Here is a 20486-nt window from a genome sequence, read left to right as displayed (position 1 = left end):
CCGGTCTGACATCATGAGCGAAACGGAACCTCGCTCCGCTAACGATACGGAGCGCCGTTCCGCTTTGCAAGCCTCGAGGCCTCAGGGCCTCGAAGAACAGAGAAGGAGTGCTGCGGTGAACGACAGCGGTCAGGGCACGGGAGGCGCGGCCGGATCGAAGCGCAAGGACGCCCGGCGCAATCAGCAGACCCTCCTTGACGCGGCCGCCGCGGTCTTCGTGGCCTCGGGCGTGGAAGCGCCGGTACGCGACATCGCGGCGAAGGCCGGCGTCGGGATGGGCACGATCTACCGCCACTTCCCGACCCGGGCCGACCTCGTCATCGCCGTCTACCGCCACCAGGTCGAGGCCTGTGCCGAGGCCGGCCCGGCCCTCCTCGCGGCGGGCCCGACACCGCACGTCGCGCTGGGGCGGTGGGTGGACCTCTTCGTCGACTTCCTGGTCACCAAGCACGGTCTCGCGGGGGCCATGCAGGCCGACAACGCCGGCTTCGAGACGCTGCACGCCTACTTCCTCGACCGCCTCGTGCCGGTGTGCACCCAGCTCATCGACGCCGCCGTCGCCTCCGGCGAGATCCGTGCCGACCTCGACGCCTACCAGCTCATGCGCGGCATCGGAAACCTCTGCATCGGCGCCGAGAACGACCCCCGCTACGACGTGCGCCGGCTGGTCGGGCTCCTCGTCGCAGGCCTGCGCGAGCCGCGCTGACCCCACGACGGCGGGCGGGGCGGAACCGACAACTGCCGGTCCCGCCCCGCCCGTTGCGCGAGTCACTCAGTCCGTCACGACAGCAGCTCCACCTCCGCCACCGTCGCGGCCCCACCGGCGAACACCAGCCGGTAGTGCTTGTACGTGCCCGGCTTGCTCACCGAGAACGCCCGCGTCTGCTTGTCCCAGGAGAAGGACTCGCCGGACCGCTGGTCCAGCGTCTGCCACGACGAACCGTCGGCCGAGGCCTCCAGCTTCCAGCCCGCCGGGGCCTTCGCCCTGTCGTCCGACGTCAGCGTGTACTGCACGGCCTTCGCGCCGTCAGTGCCGACCGGCAGCTCCACCGACTCCGAACTCGCGCTCGTCTCCGAGGAGTTGTCGAACAGCGGACCCGAACCCGTGATGGCGTCCTTGCGCGGCGACGGCACCTTGTCGTCCTGCGTGATCGAGACGGGTGCCGCGTTCTTGCCGGTGCCCCACTTGGACGGCTTCGGGCCCATGGCGAACTCCAGGACCCCGCCCTTCGCGACGACCGAGTGCGGCAGCGACGTCGACGTCCAGTTCTTGCCGTTGACCTTCAGCCCCTGCACGTAGATGTTCTTCGCGCTGTTCCTGGGAGCCTTGACGACGAGGTCCTTGCCGTTCTCCAGGTGCAGCGTCATCTTCGTGAACTGCGGGGAGCCGATGGCGTACTCGCCGCTGCCCATGACCAGCGGATAGAAGCCGAGCGAGGAGAAGAGGTACCAGGCCGACTGCTCGCCGTTGTCCTCGTCGCCGTGGTAGCCCTGGCCGATCTCGCTGCCCGTGTAGAGCCGGGAGAGGACCTCGCGGACCTTCTCCTGCGTCTTGGACGGCTGGCCCGCCGCGTCGTACATGTACGTGATGTGGTGCGCCACCTGGTTCGAGTGGCCGTACATGCCCATCCGGACGTCACGCGCCTCCGTCATCTCGTGGATGACGCCGCCGTACGAGCCCGCGACATCGTTCGACGCCGTCTCCGGGGTGGCGAAGAACGTGTCGAGCTTCTTGCCGAGGCCGTCGCGGCCGCCGTAGAGGTTGGCGAGCCCGCGCGAGTCCTGCGGGGCGGTGAAGGCGTAGCCCCAGGCGTTGGTCTCCGTGTAGTCGTAGCCCCAGATGCGCGGGTCGAACTTCGACGACTCGACGCGCCAGTCGCCCTTCTCGCTCTTGCCCTGGAAGAAGCCCGCCTTCGGGTCGAACATGTTCACGTAGTCGCGGGCCCGGTTGAGGAAGTACTCCGACTCCTCCTTGTAGTGCTTCTCGCCGGTCTTCTTGTAGAGGGCCTGGCCCATCTGCGCGATGCCGTAGTCGTTGAGGTAGCCCTCGAGCGCCCAGGACAGGCCCTCGTGGGTGTCCGTGCTCGTGTAGCCGAGGAACGGCGACGTCTGCATGCCCTTGCGGCCCACGCCGGCCGCGGGCGGCACGACGCTCGCGTTCTTCAGGGCCGCCTTGTACGCCGCCTCCGCGTCGAACTTGACGCCCTTGACATACGCGTCGGCGAACGCCACGTCCGACGACGTGCCGGTCATCAGGTCCGCGTAGCCCGGCGACGACCAGCGCGAGATCCAGCCGCCGTCCTTGTACTGCTGCACGAACCCGTCGACGAGCTCACCCGCCTTCTTCGGCGTCAGGAGCGAGTACGCCGGCCAGGTCGTGCGGTACGTGTCCCAGAAGCCGTTGTTGACGTACGGCTTGCCGTCGACGATCTTCGCGCCGGTGTGGGTCGGGGTGTCCGGGCCCGGCATCGGCGAGAACGGCGAGGCGTACTGGTACTTCGAACCGACCTTCTCGAAGCCGGAGTTGGGGTACAGGTACAGCCGGTACAGGGACGAGTAGAGCGTGGTGCGCTGGTCGGCCGTGGCGCCCTCCACCTCGACCTTGCCGAGGAGCTTGTCCCACTGGGCGCGGGCGCTGTCCCGCACGGAGGAGAACGACGACCCGGACGGCAGCTCCTGCGCGAGGTTCGCCTTGGCCTGGTCGATGCCGATCAGGGACGTCGCGAGACGCAGGGTGACCGCCTTGTCGGCGCCCGGCTTGAAGCGGAGGTAGCCCTTGGGGCCGGTGGAGTCGCCGCCGGTGACCGGGGTGTCGAAGACGCCGTAGACGAAGAGCCGGGTCGCGCCCGCGGAGAGCCCGGACTTCACGTCCGAGTAGCCGGTGACGATGCCCTTGTCCTTGTCGAGCGTGAGGCCCGCCTGGTCGGAGACGTTGTCGAAGATCACGCTCGCGTCGTCACCGGGGTAGGTGAACCGCAGCATCGCCGCGTGGTCGGTCGGCGTCATCTCGGCCTTGAGACCGTTCTCGAAGCGCACCCCGTAGTAGTAGGGGCGGGCCGTCTCGTTCTCGTGCTTGAACGGCAGCGCACGGCCGGTGCGGGAGGTGTCCGGGGTGCCGGACGCCGCCGACGGCATCATCTGGAACGTCTGCCGGTCGCCCATCCAGGGGCTGGGCTCGTGGCTGGCGCTGAACGCCTCCATCGTCGGCAGGTTGTCCGCGTTGTTGTCGCGGCTGTAGTCGTAGAGCCAGCTGAGCGAGCCGGCGTTGGTCACCGGCGTCCAGAAGTTGAAGCCATGGGGGACCGCGGTGGCCGGGAACGTGTTGCCGCGCGAGAAGCCGCCGCTGGAGTTCGTGCCGCGGGTCGTGACCGCGTAGTCCGACAGATGCGCCTTCGGCGGCTCCGGCTTCGCGGCCTTCAGCGCGATGTCGTCGACCCAGCCGCGGAACTTCGCAGGGCCCTTCGGCGAGTCGTACGCCACCAGGATCCGGTCGACGGTCTTGCCGGCCGCGACGGAGCCGATGGAGGAGGCGACGGCGTTCCACTGGTTGACGTAGAGCCGCTTGGCCGCGCCCTGGCCCTGCGGCGTCAGCAGCCCGCCGTTGCTGTCGGTGGCCTTCAGGTCGCTCAGATAGGTGCCGTCGGTGAAGGCGAGGTCCACGGAGACGTTCGTGGCGTCGTAGTCGCGGTCGCCGTCCGCCATCGACGGGAAGATCTTGTACGAGAGTTCCGTGTCACGGGCGACGGCCACGTCGACGTCGAAGACCTTGTTGTACGAGTACGCGCGCGAGTCGGCCTTGTGCGTGCCCGCGTAGCGCAGCGCCTTCTTGCCGGTGAAGCCCGCGCCCGCCTTCGCGGTGGGGGAGCCGCTGGGGCCCTTGTCCACGAGGGACAGCATGTCGTCGGGCGTGGGCGAGCCGGTGTCGGCGGTGGCCAGCTGGAGGTCGGCGAGCTGCGTGGCGTCGCTCGCGCCGTTGTTCTTGGTGAACTCGATCCGGAAGTGCTGGTACTCGGCCGGGCTCTGGAGGTCGTACTTCTTGGTCTGGAAGCGGTCGGCGAAGCTTTCCCCGGTGCGGGTGTCGAGCGTCGTCCACTCCTTGCCGTCGGTGGAACCCTTGAGCGTCCAGTCCTTCGGGTCGCGTTCGGCGTGGTCGTTGGCCGACGTCAGGGCGTACGTCGTGATCTTGGCCGGTGCGTCCAGGTCGTACTCGACCCAGGCCGTCGGTTCGAAGGAGAGCCACTTGGTGCTCGACTCGCCGTCGACGAGGTTCTCCTTGGTCTCACCGCCGCCCGCGTTCTCGTCGCTGGCGCGGACCTCCGTGACATGGCTGTTGACATTGCCCGGAAATCCACCGCTGTCGCCGCCGTCGACCCCGGATGACCGCTTGGTGCTGTCCGCGGCGGTATCCACCGTGTTCAGCCAGTTGGGGGCGGGATCGCCCGTTTCGAACGAGGAGCTGAACTCGCGGTCGGCGCGCGGCTGTTGGCCGGGGGACGCGGCGGACGCCCCCTGGCCGGCGGCGACGAGCGCTAGTGAGGCCGCCCCCAGGGCGGCCGTGGACCTAAGTCTGTGTCTGGATCTGCCATGCATTCGCGAGCACCCTCCCGGCGCGAGACAACGTTGTCAGTTCGCAGCGCAGGGTCCAGTAGGGAGGTAAGTCGCCTGTGGTGTCAAGGGTGTTGGAATCGGCGTGTGCGGCGCGCGGGACGAGAAGACTGGCGCGACCATCCATTAAGCGAGGTCATCGGTCGTCCGGGGCACGCATGGGCCGCTCAAAGGCGCCTCATATATCCGAGAGGTCTCAACTCGGGAAAGAACGCCGTCCAAACCTGCTTTCGATCTTGCCCAGTTGACGTGAAGTGGACTATACCTGTCGGCGTCTGGCCCGGACCGCACACAGACCGAGGCCGGGCCCGGGGGACGGGGGGAAACGGCAGGGGGCGGCTCAAGCGTCCCCGCATCCGTGTCTCCCCGCGCACCCCGGTCCTCACGCACTACCCAGCTCCATCTGCGTTCCCCCTCAGCAGGGGCACAACACAGCACATCACCGCGGTGCCGGGGAGGATCCGGTTCACCGCCTGAGTCCTGGAGAAGGCGAGGACTTGAGCATGGGATCCACCCCCGGTGTAGGCCATCGCGATCTGATCGAGCGGAGCGCGACTGTCGCTCCAACCACGGCCCCGGCGACCGCTTTTCCCACATCACTCAGCTGATCACCATCGGTGCCGCTGAGCGGCTCCGAGACGACGGCGAAACGCCCCGATGTGCATCTCCGCCGAACTTTCAGGCGGAGACCCACACCAGGACGCGCTCAAAGAGAAGTGCGGCAAGCACGGGGCCACCCCGGCCCGGCAGCCGAACACGCAGCAAACCGTACAGATCCAATCGATCAGTGAGGATGCAGAGATGACCATTCGTGCCGGCTCTCTTGACAGGCGGACGCTCCTGCGCGGGGCGATCGCAGCTGCAGCCATGGGTTCGTTCGCGGTTGCGTGTGGCTCTCCCTCCAGCAACGACAACGATGACAGCGGCCCGAAGGGCAAGAAGGGCGCCAAGAACCCGTTCGGCGTCGCCGCGAACTCCAAGGTCGACGCGGCCATCTTCGACGGCGGCTACGGCACCGACTACGTCGACTACGTCAACCAGGTGGTCGGGGGCCAGGTCAAGGGCCTCAAGGTCCAGGTCAAGCCGGTCGTCGACATCGCCCCGGAGCTCCAGCCCCGGTTCGTCGGCGGCAACCCGCCGGACCTCATCGACAACTCCGGTGAGGACCAGATCGGTTTCCTCGGCATCCTCGACCAGCTCGAGGAGCTCGATGACGTCTTCGAGGCCAACACCTACGAAGGCAAGAAGATCGCCGACATCGTCTACCCCGGCGTCAAGGACCCCGGCACGTTCAAGGACAAGTTCGTCGCGCTCAACTACGTGATGACGGTCTACGGCGTCTGGTACTCGAAGACGCTGTTCGAGGCGAACGGCTGGACCCCGCCGAAGACGTGGGACGAGGCGCTGGACCTCGGCCAGAAGGCGAAGAAGAAGGGCAAGTACCTCTTCGTCCACGGCAAGGAGGCGGCGACCTACTACCGCACGCTCCTGATCGACTCGGCGATCAAGGAGGGCGGCGACGAGGTCCGGCTCGCGCTGGAGAACCTGGAGAAGGGCTGCTGGTCGCACCCGGCCGTCCAGGGCGTGATCAAGGTCATGGAGACCATGGTCAAGCAGAAGATGTTCGTCCCCGGCGGCTCCGGCACCCAGTTCCAGAAGGCGCAGGCGATCTGGAGCAACGACCAGAAGGCGCTGCTCTACCCGTCCGGTGGCTGGATCGAGAACGAGATGAAGAAGGCCACCAAGGCCGACTTCCAGATGACCGGGTTCCCGTCGATGACGCTCACCGACAAGCCGAAGCTGCCCTACGAGTCGCTTCGCGCGGCCGCCGGCGAGCCGTTCATCGTTCCCAAGCAGGGCAAGAACCCGGCCGGCGGCAAGGAAGTGCTGCGCGCGATGCTGTCCGAGAAGGCGGCGGCCAACTTCTCCAAGACGAAGCTGGCCCCGACGATCGTCAAGGGCACCGTGCCCGCCGACGGTTACGGATCGTCGGCCCTCGTCTCGCAGACGAAGATGCTCGAGGCCGCCGGCACCAACATCTTCACCTACAACTTCGTCGAGGCCTACGGCATGAACACCGACCAACTGGTGCCGTGGAACTCGTTCCTCTCCGGCGACATCGACGCCAAGGGGCTGACCTCGGCCCTGCAGAAGATCTCCGACAAGGTCAGGGAAGACGACTCCGTCGACAAGATCAAGGTCAGCTAGCACTGCGATGAAAGACACGACCACCACCTCCGACACCGCGAGCCGCCGGCCTACGCCGGCCGCTCGCGGTGGGCGGCCCCGGCGCCGCAAGCTCACCTTCGACCGGGTGACGTTCTTCCTCGCGTTCCTCGGTGTCCCGCTGACCATCTTCGTGCTCTTCGTCCTGTACCCCTTCGCCCAGGCGGTCTTCTGGGCGATGACCAACTGGCGCGGCTTCAGCCCGGACTACACCTTCGTCGGCTTCGACAACTTCACCAAGATGTTCCAGGACGACATCTTCCTGAAGGCGTTGCGCAACGTCACGTTGTTGGCGATCTGCGTGCCGTTGGTGACGTTGACGCTCGCCCTTGGGGTCGCGGTGGCCATCACCCTGGGCGGGCCCAGCAAGGGCCCCGTCCGGGGGATCCGGGGAGCGTCCTTCTACCGGATCATCTCGTTCTTCCCCTACGTCGTGCCGGCGATCATCGTCGGCCTGATCTGGGCGCAGATGTACGACCCGAATGCTGGCCTGCTCAACGGCATCCTCACCGGGCTCGGCCTCGACGGGTTCGACAAGTTCGCCTGGCTGGGCGAAACGGTGAGCGCGATGCCGGCCCTGATGTTCGTCATCGTCTGGGGGCTCGTCGGGTTCTACGCGGTGCTCTTCATCGCCGCGATCAAGGGAGTTCCCGGCGAGCTGTACGAAGCGGCCAGGATCGACGGAGCCGGCCGGTTCCGGACGACGATCTCGATCACCTTGCCGGCGATCCGGGACACGGTGCAGACGGCGTACATCTACCTGGGCATTGCCGCCCTCGACGCGTTCGTCTACGTACAGGCGATGTTGCCGGGCGGCGGCCCGAACAACTCGACCCTGACGATCAGCCAGCGGCTGTTCAACGTCGCCTTCGCCAAGCAGCAGTTCGGATACGCCACCGCGATGGGCGTCGTCCTCGCCGTCGTCACCCTGGTGTTCGCGGCGCTGGTGTTTCTCGTCAACCGCCTGACCGGCGGCGGCGAGAGCGAGGGCAAGACGAAAGCGCCTGGGTTCAGGGCTCGGCGTGCCGCAGCCAAGGGAGGGGCCCAGTGAGCGCCATAGCCGCCGACCGGAAGTCGGCCAGTGACCGGAAGCCGGCGAGCGACCGGAAGCTGACGAGGGCCGTCGTGAGCAGCGACCGCAGGTTCGCGGTGACCGCGCACGCCCTGCTGATCCTGTGGTCCGTGATCGTGATCGTGCCCATGCTGTGGGTGCTGGTCTCGTCCTTCAAGTCGACCAGCGAGATCCTGTCCTCGCCCTTCAAGCTGCCGCATCGCTGGAGGTTCGAGAACTACGCGCACGCGTGGACCGACGCGAACATCGGGAAGTACTTCCTGAACTCGGTGATCGTCGTGGTCTCCGCGCTGGTCCTGGTGATGCTGCTGGGCGCGATGTGTGCCTACATCCTGGCCCGGTTCGAGTTCCCCGGACGCCGGCTGATCTATTACGTGATGCTCGCCGGGCTGACCTTCCCGGTCTTCCTGGCAATCGTGCCGCTCTTCTTCCAGCTGCAGAACTTCGGGCTGCTGAACACGCGGCTGGGACTGATCCTCACCTACGTCGCGTTCGCGCTGCCGTTCACGATGTTCTTCCTCTATTCGTTCTTCCGGTCCCTGCCGCATGACGTCTACGAGGCCGCGTTGATCGACGGCGCCGGTGACTGGCGGGCGTTCTTCCAGGTGATGCTGCCGATGGCGCGTCCGGGCATGGCGGCGGTGGCGATCTTCAACTTCCTGGGGCTGTGGAACCAGTTCCTGCTGCCGGTGGCGCTCAACACCAACCAGGACAAGTGGGTCCTGACCCAGGGGATGTCCGCCTACGCGTCCTCGCAGGTCTATAACATCGATTACGGTGGCCTGTTCGCGGCGATCGTGATCACGGTCGTGCCCGTACTGATCGTGTACATCATCTTCCAGCGCCGGATCGCCGGTTCGGTGTCGCAGGGCACCTTCCGCTGACGCCCACCGTCGCGCCGTACGGCCGGCCGGGCCGCTTTGCCAATCCGGCGGCCGGCGCCATCACGTAACCGCTGCTTCACCCGTTGCGCACAGGGGTCGGGCCCCGGAGAGGGAACTCTCCGGGGCCCGACCCCTGTGCGCAACGGCAGGAACCGATTTCCGTCAAGGGCTTGACGGCATAGGTACCTTCAGCGGAGCTTGGGGTTCATAACTTGTACAAGGTCCGGTCACTCTGTGTGTGTGAGGCGGACCACAGGGGGGCGAAGGGGCTCCCCAGTCAACGGGACGAGGGTGTGGGTCAATGGAGACTCCGGGGTCGCAGTCGTCGCTGCACCGGGCCAATCTGGAGCGGGTCGTACGCGCCGTGCGGCTCGCGGGTTCGCTCACGCAGGCGGAGATCGCGAGGACGACGGGCCTGTCCGCGGCGACGGTCTCCAACATCGTCCGGGAGCTCAAGGACGGGGGAACGGTCGAGGTCACGCCCACTTCGGCCGGGGGACGCAGGGCCCGCAGCGTGTCGCTCAGTGGCGACGCGGGCATCGTCATCGGCGTCGACTTCGGCCACACCCACCTGCGCGTGGCGATCGGCAACCTCGCCCACCAGGTGCTCGCCGAGGAGGCCGAACCCCTCGATGTGGACGCCTCCGCGGCGCAGGGCTTCGACCGGGCCGAGGAGCTCGTCGAGCGGCTCGTGGCGGCCACCGGCGTGGACCGTACGAAGGTGGCGGGCGTCGGGCTCGGCGTACCGGGCCCCATCGACGTCGAGAGCGGCACGCTGGGCTCCACGTCGATCCTGCCGGGCTGGACCGGCACCAAGCCCGCCGAGGAGATGAGCAGGCGCCTCGGCGTGCCCGTGCACGTCGACAACGACGCCAACCTGGGCGCCCTCGGCGAGCTGGTCTGGGGCAGCGGGCGCGGCGTCAAGGACCTCGCGTACATCAAGGTCGCCAGCGGTGTCGGCGCCGGGCTCGTGATCGACGGGAAGATCTACCGGGGCCCCGGCGGGACCGCGGGCGAGATCGGGCACATCACCCTCGACGAGTCGGGTCCCGTCTGCCGGTGCGGCAACCGCGGCTGCCTGGAGACCTTCACCGCGGCGCGCTACGTGCTGCCGCTCCTGGAGTCCAGCCACGGCACCGGGCTGACCATGGAGTCCGTCGTGCGGCTCGCGCGGGACGGCGACCCGGGGTGCCGGCGGGTGATCGCCGACGTGGGCCGTCACATCGGCAGTGGTGTCGCAAATCTCTGCAACCTGCTCAACCCCAGCCGGGTCGTCCTCGGCGGTGATCTGGCGGAGGCCGGAGAGCTGGTCCTGGGGCCGATCAGGGAGTCCGTGGGACGCTATGCGATCCCCAGTGCGGCGCGCCAACTGTCCGTCCTTCCAGGGGCGTTGGGCGGCCGCGCGGAGGTGCTCGGGGCGCTCGCCCTGGCACTCAGCGAGATGGGCGATTCGACCCTTTTGGACGGATCGCTGTCCGCTGTGGCACCTGCCTTCACTTAGAGAACGCATGACACCGTTGCCATCTCGTTAAGGATTTACTCCTTGACGCTGGGGTTGCGGCCGAGTTGACTTCCCGCTACCTCGGCCGCAACGTCGCGGCCTCGTCAGGGAGGTTTCTGAAGTGAACACGCGTATGCGTCGTGCCGCCGTTGCGTTCTGTGCCACTGGTATGGCCGTCTCTCTCGCCGCTTGCGGCAGCGCCAAGGAGTCCGGCGACAAGGACAGCGGCGACAAGGCGAGCTCCAAGAAGGGCGACGCCATCACCGTCGGCCTGCTGCTGCCGGAGAACCAGACCGCGCGCTACGAGAAGTTCGACAAGCCGATCATTGAGAAGCAGATTTCGACGCTGACCAATGGCAAGGGCAAGGTCGAGTACCTGAACGCCAAGCAGGACGCGACCGTCCAGTCGCAGCAGATCGACACGATGATCACCAAGAAGGTCGACGTGCTGATCCTGGACGCGGTCGACTACAAGGCCGTCGCCGGCGGTGTGAAGAAGGCCAAGGACGCCGGTATCCCCGTCGTCGCGTACGACCGCCTGGCCGAGGGTCCGATCGCCGCGTACACCTCGTTCGACAACGAGGAGGTCGGCAAGACGCAGGGCGAGGCGCTCCTGAAGGCCATGGGCTCCAAGGCCACCAAGAGCAGCAAGATCGTCATGATGAACGGCGCGATCACCGACCCGAACGCAGCCTTCTTCAAGAAGGGTGCCCTCTCCGTGCTCAAGGACAAGGTGACCGTCGCCAAGTCCTACGACACCAAGGAGTGGAAGCCGGAGAACGCCAACCAGAACATGGAAGGCGCCATCTCCGCGATCGGCAAGGACAAGATCGCCGGCGTCTACTCCGCCAACGACGGCATGGCGGGCGGCATCATCACCGCCCTGAAGGCCGCGGGCCTGAGCAAGCTCCCGCCGGTCACCGGCCAGGACGCCGAGCTCGCCGGTGTGCAGCGCATCGTCACGGGCGACCAGTACATGAGCGTCTTCAAGTCGTACCCGGCGGAGGCCGAGACCGTCGCCAAGATGGCCGTCTCGATCGCCAAGACGGGCAAGCTCGACAGCTCCCTGGAGACCAGCACGGTCGACAGCGGCACCGAGAAGGCTGTCCCCTCCGTGATCGTCCCGGTGGTCTCCCTGACCCAGGACAACATCAAGGACACGGTCATCAAGGAGGGTTACTACACCCTCGGCGAGATCTGCACGACCAAGTACAAGGCCGCTTGCGACAAGATCGGCCTGAACTAACCAGGCCGGAGTCGCCCTGCGGCAACTCCCTTGTCCTGCACGGGACGTGAGCGCACCTTGAAGGAGCGCCCCGTGTGAGCACGTCCGGCGCCCCGCCGCCGACAGCCCCGCAAGCTCAACGGCGGGGCGCCGGACGGAACGACGTACGACAGCACCACCCTGCACGTACGCACCCCCCTCTCAGTCTTTTCTGTTCAACCTCCCGCCGGGTCAGGCCTTTGGCGGCGAAGGAGATGGTTCACGTGTCCGCTACGCCCGTGCTGGCGTTGCGCGGAGTCTCCAAGCGATTCGGTGCCGTCCAGGCGCTCACCGATGTAGAGCTTGAGGTCCACGCCGGTGAGGTGGTCGCCCTGGTCGGCGACAACGGTGCCGGAAAGTCCACCCTGGTCAAGACGATCGCCGGCGTGCACCCCATCGATGACGGTGTCATCGAGTGGGACGGCAAGGCCGTCGCGGTCAACCGGCCGCACGACGCCCAGGCCCTGGGCATCGCGACCGTCTACCAGGACCTCGCGCTGTGCGACAACATCGACGTCGTCGGCAACCTCTTCCTGGGCCGTGAGCTCAAGCGCCGCGGTGTCCTCGACGAGGTCGAGATGGAGCGCCGCTCCAGGGAGCTCCTCGAGACGCTCTCCATCCGCATCCCGAGCGTGCGCATCCCGATCGCCTCGCTCTCCGGCGGTCAGCGCCAGGTCGTGGCCATCGCCCGCTCCATGCTCGGCGAGCCCAAGCTGGTCATCCTCGACGAGCCGACGGCTGCCCTCGGTGTCGAGCAGACCGCGCAGGTCCTCGACCTCGTCGAGCGTCTTCGCGAGCGCGGGCACGCGGTCATCCTCATCAGCCACAACATGGCCGATGTGAAGGCCGTCGCCGACAAGGTCGCCGTCCTGCGGCTCGGCCGCAACAACGGCGTATTCGAGGTCAAGACCACCTCGCAGGAAGAGATCATCTCCGCCATCACCGGCGCCACGGACAACGCCGTGACCCGTCGTGCGGCGCGCAGCAACGCGGAGGCTCAGAAGTGAGCATCGAAAAGACCGACAAGCCGCAGGCCCCTGTGGACGCCCCGGCGGTCGCCGGCGACGCGAGTGTCGCCATCGACCCCCGCCTCCTCGTGCGCGAGCAGGGATTCGCGGGCTACATAGGCGAGTTCAAGCGCAAGATGCGCGCCGGTGACCTCGGCGCCACCCCGGTCGTCATCGGCCTGATCGTCATCTGCGCGATCTTCCAGAGCCTCAACTCGGCGTTCCTGGGTGCGGAGAACCTGAACAACATCTTCGTCGCCATGGTCGCGACGGGCATGATGTCGGTCGGCATCATCTTCGTGCTGCTGCTCGGTGAGATCGACCTCTCGGTCGGCTCCGTCTCCGGTGTCTCCGCGGCGATCACGGCCGTGATGAGCGTCACCCACGGCGTCAACGAGTGGGTCGCGGTCCTCACCGCCCTCGCGGCCGGTGCCGTCATCGGCGCCCTGCACGGCTTCTTCTTCGCCCGGATCGGTGCGCCCGCCTTCGCCGTGACCCTGGCGGGCCTGCTGTTCTGGAACGGCTTCATGCTCCAGATCCTGGGCTCCAACGGCACGATCAACATCGACGGCGACGGCGTGGTCGGCAGGCTCACCACGTACTACTTCTCCGATGTCGCCGCCGCCTACGGGCTCGCGGTCGTCGCGGTCGCCGGCTACTTCCTGTCGGCCTTCCTCGGCAACCGGCGCCGTGAGGCCGCCGGGATCCCGTCCCGCCCGCTGAGCGAGCTCGTGCTGCGCACGGTGCTGCTCGCGATCGCGGCCTTCGCCGTGGCGATCATGTTCAACCAGTACAAGGGCCTGCCGCTCGCCGTGCTGCTGTTCGCGATCGTCCTGGTCGCCTCCGACTTCGTGCTGCGCCGCACCTCGTACGGCCGCAAGATCTTCGCGCTCGGCGGCAGCGTCGAGGCATCGCGCCGCGCCGGTATCAACGTCACGGCGGTCCGCGTCTCGGTCTTCGCCGTCGCGGGTCTGTTCGCGGCGGTCGGCGGCCTCTTCTGGGCCTCCAAGATCGCGGCGGCCAACCAGAGCGCCGGTTCCGGCGACCTCCTGATGAACGTCATCGCGGCGGCCGTCATCGGTGGCACCAGCCTCTTCGGCGGCCGGGGCCGCACCTGGAACGCCCTGCTCGGTGTCCTCGTGATCACGTCGATCCAGTACGGCCTCGCCCTTCAGGGCATCGCCACGCCGATCCAGTACATGATCACCGGTGGCGTGCTCCTCGCCACGGTCGTCATCGACTCGGTCACCCGCAAGACCCAGAAGTCGGCGGGCCGCGCCTAGCGGTCAGCACGCCCCCTGGATCCTGTGCCCGGCGTCAATGACGACGCCGGGCACAGCCATGTCTCGCGAAGCCGCCACCGAACGCACGTACCCCTCGGATACGGCCGATCGCGTGATGTACAACGCACAGCCCGGGCGCCGAGCGCTGAGGCGGAACATTAGACTCGACAGACCCGGCAAAAGCTCGAACAGCTCTATCGCAAGGAGGCACGGGTGCCGCTGCTGACCCGCATCACGGGACCGCGCGATCTGGACCGGCTCAGCCCGGAACAGCTGGACCAGCTGGCCGGTGAGATCCGGACCTTCCTCGTCGACGCGGTATCCAAGACCGGCGGCCACCTCGGCCCCAACCTCGGCGTCGTCGAGCTCACCATCGCGCTGCACCGCGTCTTCGACTCGCCGAAGGACCGGGTGCTCTTCGACACCGGTCACCAGTCCTACGTGCACAAGCTGCTCACCGGCCGGCAGGACTTCGCCAAGCTGCGCACCAGGGGCGGCCTGTCCGGCTACCCCTCGCGCGCCGAGTCCGACCACGACGTGATCGAGAACTCGCACGCCTCCACGGTCCTCGGCTGGGCCGACGGTCTCGCCAAGGCGAACGAGGTGCGCGGCAAGGACGACCACGTCGTCGCCGTGATCGGCGACGGAGCCCTCACGGGCGGCATGGCCTGGGAGGCCCTGAACAACATCGCGGCCGCCAAGGACCGCCCCCTCGTGATCGTCGTCAACGACAACGAGCGCTCGTACGCCCCCACCATCGGCGGCCTCGCCAACCACCTGGCCACCCTGCGCACCACGGACGGCTACGAGCGGTTCCTGGCCCGCGGCAAGGACCTCCTGGAGCGCACGCCGGTCGTCGGCCGCCCGCTCTACGAGACCCTGCACGGCGCCAAGAAGGGCCTCAAGGACTTCATCGCCCCGCAGGGCATGTTCGAGGACCTCGGCCTGAAGTACGTCGGCCCCATCGACGGCCACGACATCGAGGCCCTGGAATCGGCCCTGGCCCGCGCCAAGCGGTTCGGCGGACCGGTCATCGTGCACTGCCTCACCGAGAAGGGCCGCGGCTACAAGCCCGCCGAGCAGGACGAGGCCGACCGCTTCCACGGCATCGGCCCGATCCACCCGGACACCGGCCTGCCCATCAAGGCCTCGGCCGCCAGCTGGACGTCCGTCTTCGGCGACGAGATGGTCAAGCTCGGCCACGACCGCGAGGACATCGTCGCGATCACCGCCGCGATGCTCCAGCCCGTCGGCCTGAAGAAGTTCGCCGACGCCTTCCCCGACCGCATCTACGACGTCGGCATCGCCGAGCAGCACGCCGCCACCTCGGCCGCGGGCCTCGCCACCGGCGGGGTGCACCCGGTCTTCGCGGTCTACGCGACGTTCCTCAACCGCGCCTTCGACCAGGTCCTCATGGACGTCGCGCTGCACAAGTGTGGCGTCACCTTCGTCCTGGACCGGGCCGGCGTCACGGGCGACGACGGCGCCTCGCACAACGGCATGTGGGACATGTCCATGCTCCAGGTCGTCCCCGGCCTGCGCCTGGCCGCCCCGCGCGACGCCGAGCAACTGCGCGCCCAGCTGCGCGAGGCCGTCGAGGTCGACGACGCGCCGACCGTCGTCCGCTACTCGAAGGGCGTCGTCGGACCCGCGGTCCCGGCCGTCGGCAAGGTCGGCTCCATGGACGTGCTGCTCGGGCCGTCGGCCGTCAAGCCGGACGTGCTCCTTGTCTCCGTCGGGGCGCTCGCCCCGATGTGCCTGGAGATCGCCGGCCTCCTCGACAAGCAGGGCATCACCACGACCGTCGTCGACCCGCGCTGGGTCAAGCCGGTCGACGAGGCGCTCGCGCCGCTCGCCGAGCAGCACCGCGTCGTCGTCACCGTCGAGGACAACTCCCGTGTGGGAGGCGTCGGTTCGGCGATCGCGCAGGCCCTGCGCGACGCGGGCGTCGACGTACCGCTGCGCGACTTCGGCATCCCGCCGCGCTTCCTCGACCACGCCTCGCGCAAGGAGGTCATGGCCGAGATCGGCCTCACGGCCCCCGACATCGCGCGTCAGGTCACCGGGCTGGTCGCCAAGCTGGACGGCCGCTTCGAGCGTGCCACGGCCACGGACGCCGTGGAGCCCGCGCGCGACTGACCCTCCAGAGGCTGCTCCATGGGCCGGTCCCACCACCACGCAAGGGTGGTGGGACCGGCCCATTCGCGTGAACGCGCCCGCGCCGTGGCATACGGAGCGAAAGCCCCCTCGATCATGTCGAGGACGACAATGCGTGGGAGGTACGCCCGTGAGCAGCACCCTCTTCAGGACGAAGAAGGTCGAACAGTCGATCTTGGACACTGAGGAGCCGGAGCACGCACTCAAGAAGTCGCTGTCCGCTCTGGACCTCACCGTGTTCGGGGTCGGTGTCATCATCGGCACCGGCATCTTCGTCCTCACCGGCAAAGTCGCCAAGGAGAACGCGGGCCCCTCGGTGGCGCTGGCGTTCATCGTGGCCGGCGTCGTCTGCGGCCTGGCCGCGCTGTGCTACGCGGAGTTCGCTTCCACCGTCCCGGTCGCCGGGTCCGCCTACACCTTCTCGTACGCGTCGCTCGGCGAACTGCCGGCCTGGATCATCGGCTGGGACCTGGTACTCGAGTTCGCGCTCGGCACGGCGGTCGTCGCCGTCGGCTGGTCCGGCTATGTGCGCTCGCTGCTGGACAACGCGGGCTGGCATCTGCCCTTGTCGCTGAGCGGGCGGGACGGGGCCACAGGGTTCGGCTTCGACATCCTCGCCGCCGCCCTGGTCCTGGTGCTCACCGTCATCCTCGTCCTCGGGATGAAGCTCTCCGCCCGCGTCACCACGGTCGTCGTCGCCATCAAGGTGGCCGTCGTCCTCATCGTGATCGTCGCGGGGGCCTTCTTCGTCACGGCCGACAACTACAAGCCCTTCATCCCGAAGGCGCAGGCACAGGAAGCGGGCGCCAGCATCCAGTCCCCACTCGTGCAGCTGATGTTCGGCTACGAGCCGACCGACTTCGGCGTCATGGGAATCTTCACCGCCGCCTCCGTCGTCTTCTTCGCCTTCATCGGCTTCGACGTCGTGGCCACCGCCGCCGAGGAGACGAAGAACCCGCAGCGGGACATGCCGCGCGGCATCCTCGGCTCCCTGATCATCTGCACCACGCTCTACGTGGCGGTGTCGATCGTCGTCACGGGCATGCAGAGGTACAGCGAGCTGTCCATCGACGCCCCGCTCGCGGACGCCTTCAAGGCGACCGGGCACCCCTGGTACGCGGGTGTCATCAGCTTCGGCGCCGCGGTCGGCCTGACGACGGTCTGTCTGATCCTCCTCCTCGGCCAGACCCGGGTGTTCTTCGCGATGAGCCGTGACGGGCTGCTGCCGCGCTTCTTCTCCGTCGTCCACCCGAGGTTCAAGACCCCGTACCGGCCGACCATCCTGCTCGGCGTGATCATCGCGATCCTGGCCGGGTTCACCAGCCTCAGCGAGCTCGCGGAGCTGGTGAACATCGGCACGCTCTTCGCGTTCGTCGTCGTCGCGCTCGGCGTCATCATCCTGCGCCGCACCCGCCCCGACCTGCCCCGCGCCTTCCGCACCCCCCTGGTACCGCTGATCCCGATCCTGTCGGTGCTCGCGTCGCTGTGGCTGATGCTGAACCTGCCCGCGGAGACCTGGATCCGCTTCGCCGCCTGGATGGTGCTCGGCTTCATCGTCTACTTCGTGTACGGGCGCTCGCACAGCCGGCTGGGGCGGACGGAGGAGGCGGGCCGGCAGTAGGGGTACGCCGACGCGAGGGCTGCCTGACGACCGGTCGGCCACCCTGCGCCGGGGATTTCTTGGCGGACTCGGGGTTGGCTGCTTCGAGGCGGAGCACGACGGATTCGGGCCGGTGTGCGGCGACGTCGACGAGGTCGTGACCGAAGTGATCCGCTACCGCGGCAACGGGTGTGCGCGAGCCGCAGTACGACCGCAGGGCGCGGGCGTTCTTCGCCTTCGAGGACCGCGACAACTGCGCCCGCGCGACGGCCGCGATCGCGGAGCTCGCGGCGTCGGACCAGTAAGTCGTGTTGCGGCCCGCGCGCCTCACGCGGGACGCACCGTCCGCGGCCCCACACACGTGGCGCCCAACTCACCCACGCGGCGGCGCAGTTCACGGTCGGCGGTCACCACGGTGCACGGCCTCCCGGCGGCGGCGACCAGCTCCACGATGTGATCGTCCCCGCTCCCGGCCGCCGACTCGACCCGCACCCCCGGCACCGGCTCCACGCCGCTCGCCGCGCCCTCCACGACGAGCACGATGTCGACGCCCTCGCGCTCGGCGTACGTCACCAGGCTGTCCCGCAGGCGTTCGGCCGCGCCCCGTCGGTCGCGCCACCAGCCGTCGGGGACCGAACCGACGACATTGGCGCCGTCGACGATCAGGAGCATGGTCATGAGGTCCCGCCCTTCTCCCACGCGGCGGTGACCCGCCGCATCGCCTCCACGGCGCGCGCCGTGCGCGGGGCGTCCGTACGCAGCGCGTTGGCGAACTCGACGTGCAGGAACGGCACATGCTCGGCGGCCGCCTTCGCGCCCTGCACATTGGTGTGCCCCTCGAGGGGACAGGAGCGTACCCAGGCGCGGCACACGTCGAAGTCCCGCGCACGCAGTTCGTCGGCGAGCAGCCGGCCATCGGCGCGGCCCTCCCGGCCCCGCCCCGTCGACGCGATCACGTCGCGACCGGGCGCCGAGTCGTCGGCGAAGCCATGGATCTGGAGTCCGGGGAGTCCGCGCTCCGCGAGCTCGTCGCAGAACGCGTCGAAAACGCTGTCCCGGCGGTGCGCGACGTCCGCCGCGTCACCCGCGCCGGCTTTGCGATGTGCGCCAGCAATCACGAGGACGCCGCCATGGCCGCCGCGCAGGACGCCCACCGCGAGCCGCTCGGTGTTGCGGTCGGCGACGGGGTGCGGGACCTGCACGGACCAGCGTGCGGGGGAGCCGGTCTCCACGTACACGCGCCCCCAGCCGCGCGGCGCGCGGCCCTGCTCGGTGCGGTCGGCGATCTCCGCGTACCGCCGCCCGGTGGAGCTGTCCGTGACGGTGTCCAGCGAGAGGTCGATGCCGGACAGGCGCTCCTTTGCCTGGTCCGCGTGGCCGGCGAGCAGCAGCCGGAGACCGCTCGCGGCCGTGCGCCGCTCATTGCGTGTCGGGGGCCGGTAGCCGGTTCCGGGTGCGAAGCGGGCGGTGTAGTCCGTGATCCGGGTCAACAGGTCGACGCCCGTCCGGCCGCCGGTCCGTGTGCCGGGGTCGCGGCGGTCCACGGGCTCGTCCCGGTGCGTGGTCCCGACCACGAGCGCGGTCGCAACGACCGCTGCGATCAGCAGGATTGTTGCAATCGTTACCGTCTTCGTCCTGTTCGTCCTCATGCTTGTATAAAGATAGCCCGGTGAATAGACGCCCCTCCCGCCGGTCGTGGTCCGGCATAGCCCTGTCCGTGCTGCTCGCGGGAACCGCGGCCTGTGGCCCCTTCGGCTCGGACGACGGCAAGGCGGCCGCGGACGGCCCCTCGTTCACCGTCGCGGCGGCCGGAGACATCCTCATCCACCCGCAGCTCACCGAACAGGCGCGCAAGGACGCCAAGGTGACCGGCCAGGGCGAGAAGGGCCTCGACTTCGACCCGATGCTGGCCGGGGTCAAGCCCGTCATCAGCAAGGCCGACCTGGCCATCTGCCACTTCGAACCGGTCGCCGGCAAGCCCGAGGGCCCCTTCGAGAGCTACCCCGCGTTCCTGGTGCCGCCGCAGATCGCCACCACCATCAAGCACGTCGGTTACGACACCTGCTCCAGCGCCTCCAACCACACTCTCGACCACGGCGCCGCCGGTGTGCAGAACACGCTGAACGTCCTCGACCGGGCGGGCCTGAAGCACACCGGTTCGGCACGCAGCGCCGCCGAGGCGGCCAAGCCGCTCATCATGGAAGTCAAGGGCGTCAAGGTCGCCCAGCTCTCGTACGCCTTCGGGTTCAACGGCAACGAGATTCCGGCGGACAAGCCCTGGCTGGTCAACCAGATCGACTTCAGGAACATCGCCGCGGCCGAGAAGCGGGCCCGCGCCGCGGGCGCCGACGTGGTGATCCTCAGCATCCACTGGGGCCGTGAGAACCAGCCGAACCCCAGCCGCTCCCAGCTCCAGCTGGGCCGCAAGCTGGCGCGCGAGACCGGCATCGACCTGATCATCGGCCACCACGCGCACGTGGTGCAGCCCATGGAGAAGGTCGACGGCACCTGGATCGCCTACGGGCTCGGCAACCAGATCGCCCGCCACGACGTGCCGACCGGCCTGACCGAGGAGGGCGTCATCGGCTGGTTCGAATTCACCAAGAGGGCCGGGAAGTGGGACGTACAGGCGAAGTACGTGCCGACGTTCACGCAGATCCCACCGGACCCGGACGAGTCGGGCAATCTCCCCAAGGGTGCGGTCGAGAACCACCGGCTCGTGGACATCGCGGCGGCCCTGCGGGACGGCCGGGGTGACGGTGACACGAAGCTGAGCGAGCAGCAGCGCGCCCGCTACCGCCTGGCCTTCGAGCGCACGGAGGGCACGATGCTCAACCGCGGCGCGGCCAAGGACGGACTCGCCCCGCTGGAGCCGCTGCCCGAGTAG

14 protein-coding genes are annotated in these 20486 nt (G+C 68.4%); 11 read left to right on the top strand and 3 right to left on the bottom strand.

Annotated features, from left to right (window positions below; all coding sequences use genetic code 11):
• Positions 1–115 precede the first annotated feature (115 nt).
• Positions 116–706 carry a TetR/AcrR family transcriptional regulator gene (locus OG698_RS14640; RefSeq protein WP_406103440.1) on the top strand — a complete coding sequence of 197 codons (591 nt, stop codon included), beginning with the start codon at positions 116–118 and terminating at the stop codon, positions 704–706.
• 74 nt (positions 707–780) lie between these two features.
• Here OG698_RS14640 and OG698_RS14635 read toward each other — a convergent pair whose 3' ends face one another.
• Positions 781–4590 carry a GH92 family glycosyl hydrolase gene (locus OG698_RS14635; RefSeq protein WP_406103439.1) on the bottom strand — a complete coding sequence of 1270 codons (3810 nt, stop codon included), beginning with the start codon at positions 4588–4590 and terminating at the stop codon, positions 781–783.
• An 882-nt stretch (positions 4591–5472) separates the two neighbouring features.
• Between OG698_RS14635 and ngcE the strand changes: the two genes are divergently transcribed.
• The 9 genes from ngcE (at position 5473) to OG698_RS14590 (ending at position 17620) form a co-directional block, all read left to right on the top strand.
• The gene (gene ngcE, locus OG698_RS14630; RefSeq protein WP_398376304.1) at positions 5473–6813 is read left to right on the top strand and encodes an N-acetylglucosamine/diacetylchitobiose ABC transporter substrate-binding protein; all 1341 of its coding nucleotides are present in this window, start codon (positions 5473–5475) and stop codon (positions 6811–6813) included.
• Positions 6814–6820: 7 nt separating this feature from the next.
• A complete protein-coding gene (locus OG698_RS14625; protein ID WP_398376183.1) occupies positions 6821–7882 on the top strand; it encodes a carbohydrate ABC transporter permease in 1062 nt (353 codons plus the stop codon).
• Positions 7879–8787 carry a carbohydrate ABC transporter permease gene (locus tag OG698_RS14620; protein WP_406103438.1) on the top strand — a complete coding sequence of 303 codons (909 nt, stop codon included), beginning with the start codon at positions 7879–7881 and terminating at the stop codon, positions 8785–8787. Before OG698_RS14625 ends, OG698_RS14620 begins: the two co-directional genes overlap by 4 nt.
• A gap of 301 nt (positions 8788–9088) precedes the next feature.
• The gene (locus OG698_RS14615) at positions 9089–10288 is read left to right on the top strand and encodes an ROK family transcriptional regulator (protein ID WP_100591239.1); all 1200 of its coding nucleotides are present in this window, start codon (positions 9089–9091) and stop codon (positions 10286–10288) included.
• Positions 10289–10409: 121 nt separating this feature from the next.
• Positions 10410–11534: a substrate-binding domain-containing protein gene (locus OG698_RS14610; RefSeq protein WP_406103437.1), complete on the top strand. Its 1125-nt coding sequence runs from the start codon at positions 10410–10412 to the stop codon at positions 11532–11534.
• Positions 11535–11767: 233 nt separating this feature from the next.
• Positions 11768–12559: an ATP-binding cassette domain-containing protein gene (locus tag OG698_RS14605; protein ID WP_199841620.1), complete on the top strand. Its 792-nt coding sequence runs from the start codon at positions 11768–11770 to the stop codon at positions 12557–12559.
• Entirely contained in the window at positions 12556–13842 is a 1287-nt protein-coding gene (locus OG698_RS14600; protein WP_406103436.1) for a sugar ABC transporter permease, read from the top strand. Before OG698_RS14605 ends, OG698_RS14600 begins: the two co-directional genes overlap by 4 nt.
• Positions 13843–14055: 213 nt before the next feature.
• Positions 14056–15981, top strand: coding sequence for a 1-deoxy-D-xylulose-5-phosphate synthase (dxs, locus tag OG698_RS14595; RefSeq protein WP_406103435.1), 1926 nt, complete (start codon positions 14056–14058; stop codon positions 15979–15981).
• A 148-nt stretch (positions 15982–16129) separates the two neighbouring features.
• A complete protein-coding gene (locus tag OG698_RS14590) occupies positions 16130–17620 on the top strand; it encodes an amino acid permease (protein WP_406103434.1) in 1491 nt (496 codons plus the stop codon).
• 306 nt (positions 17621–17926) lie between these two features.
• Here the strand turns inward: OG698_RS14590 and OG698_RS14585 are convergent, their stop codons facing one another.
• Entirely contained in the window at positions 17927–18277 is a 351-nt protein-coding gene (locus tag OG698_RS14585; RefSeq protein WP_406103433.1) for an NTP pyrophosphohydrolase, read from the bottom strand.
• Positions 18274–19248 carry a hypothetical protein gene (locus tag OG698_RS14580; RefSeq protein WP_406103432.1) on the bottom strand — a complete coding sequence of 325 codons (975 nt, stop codon included), beginning with the start codon at positions 19246–19248 and terminating at the stop codon, positions 18274–18276. The genes OG698_RS14585 and OG698_RS14580 overlap by 4 nt, the downstream gene beginning before the upstream one ends.
• 20 nt (positions 19249–19268) lie before the next feature.
• On the opposite strand from OG698_RS14580, the gene OG698_RS14575 reads away from it, so the two are divergent.
• Positions 19269–20486, top strand: coding sequence for a CapA family protein (locus OG698_RS14575; protein ID WP_406103431.1), 1218 nt, complete (start codon positions 19269–19271; stop codon positions 20484–20486).

Source organism: Streptomyces sp. NBC_01003, assembly GCF_045162695.1.
Classification (GTDB): Bacteria; Actinomycetota; Actinomycetes; order Streptomycetales; family Streptomycetaceae; genus Streptomyces.
The sequence above is the reverse complement of the archived record's forward strand: the minus strand, read 5'-3'. Positions and strand labels throughout refer to the sequence as shown.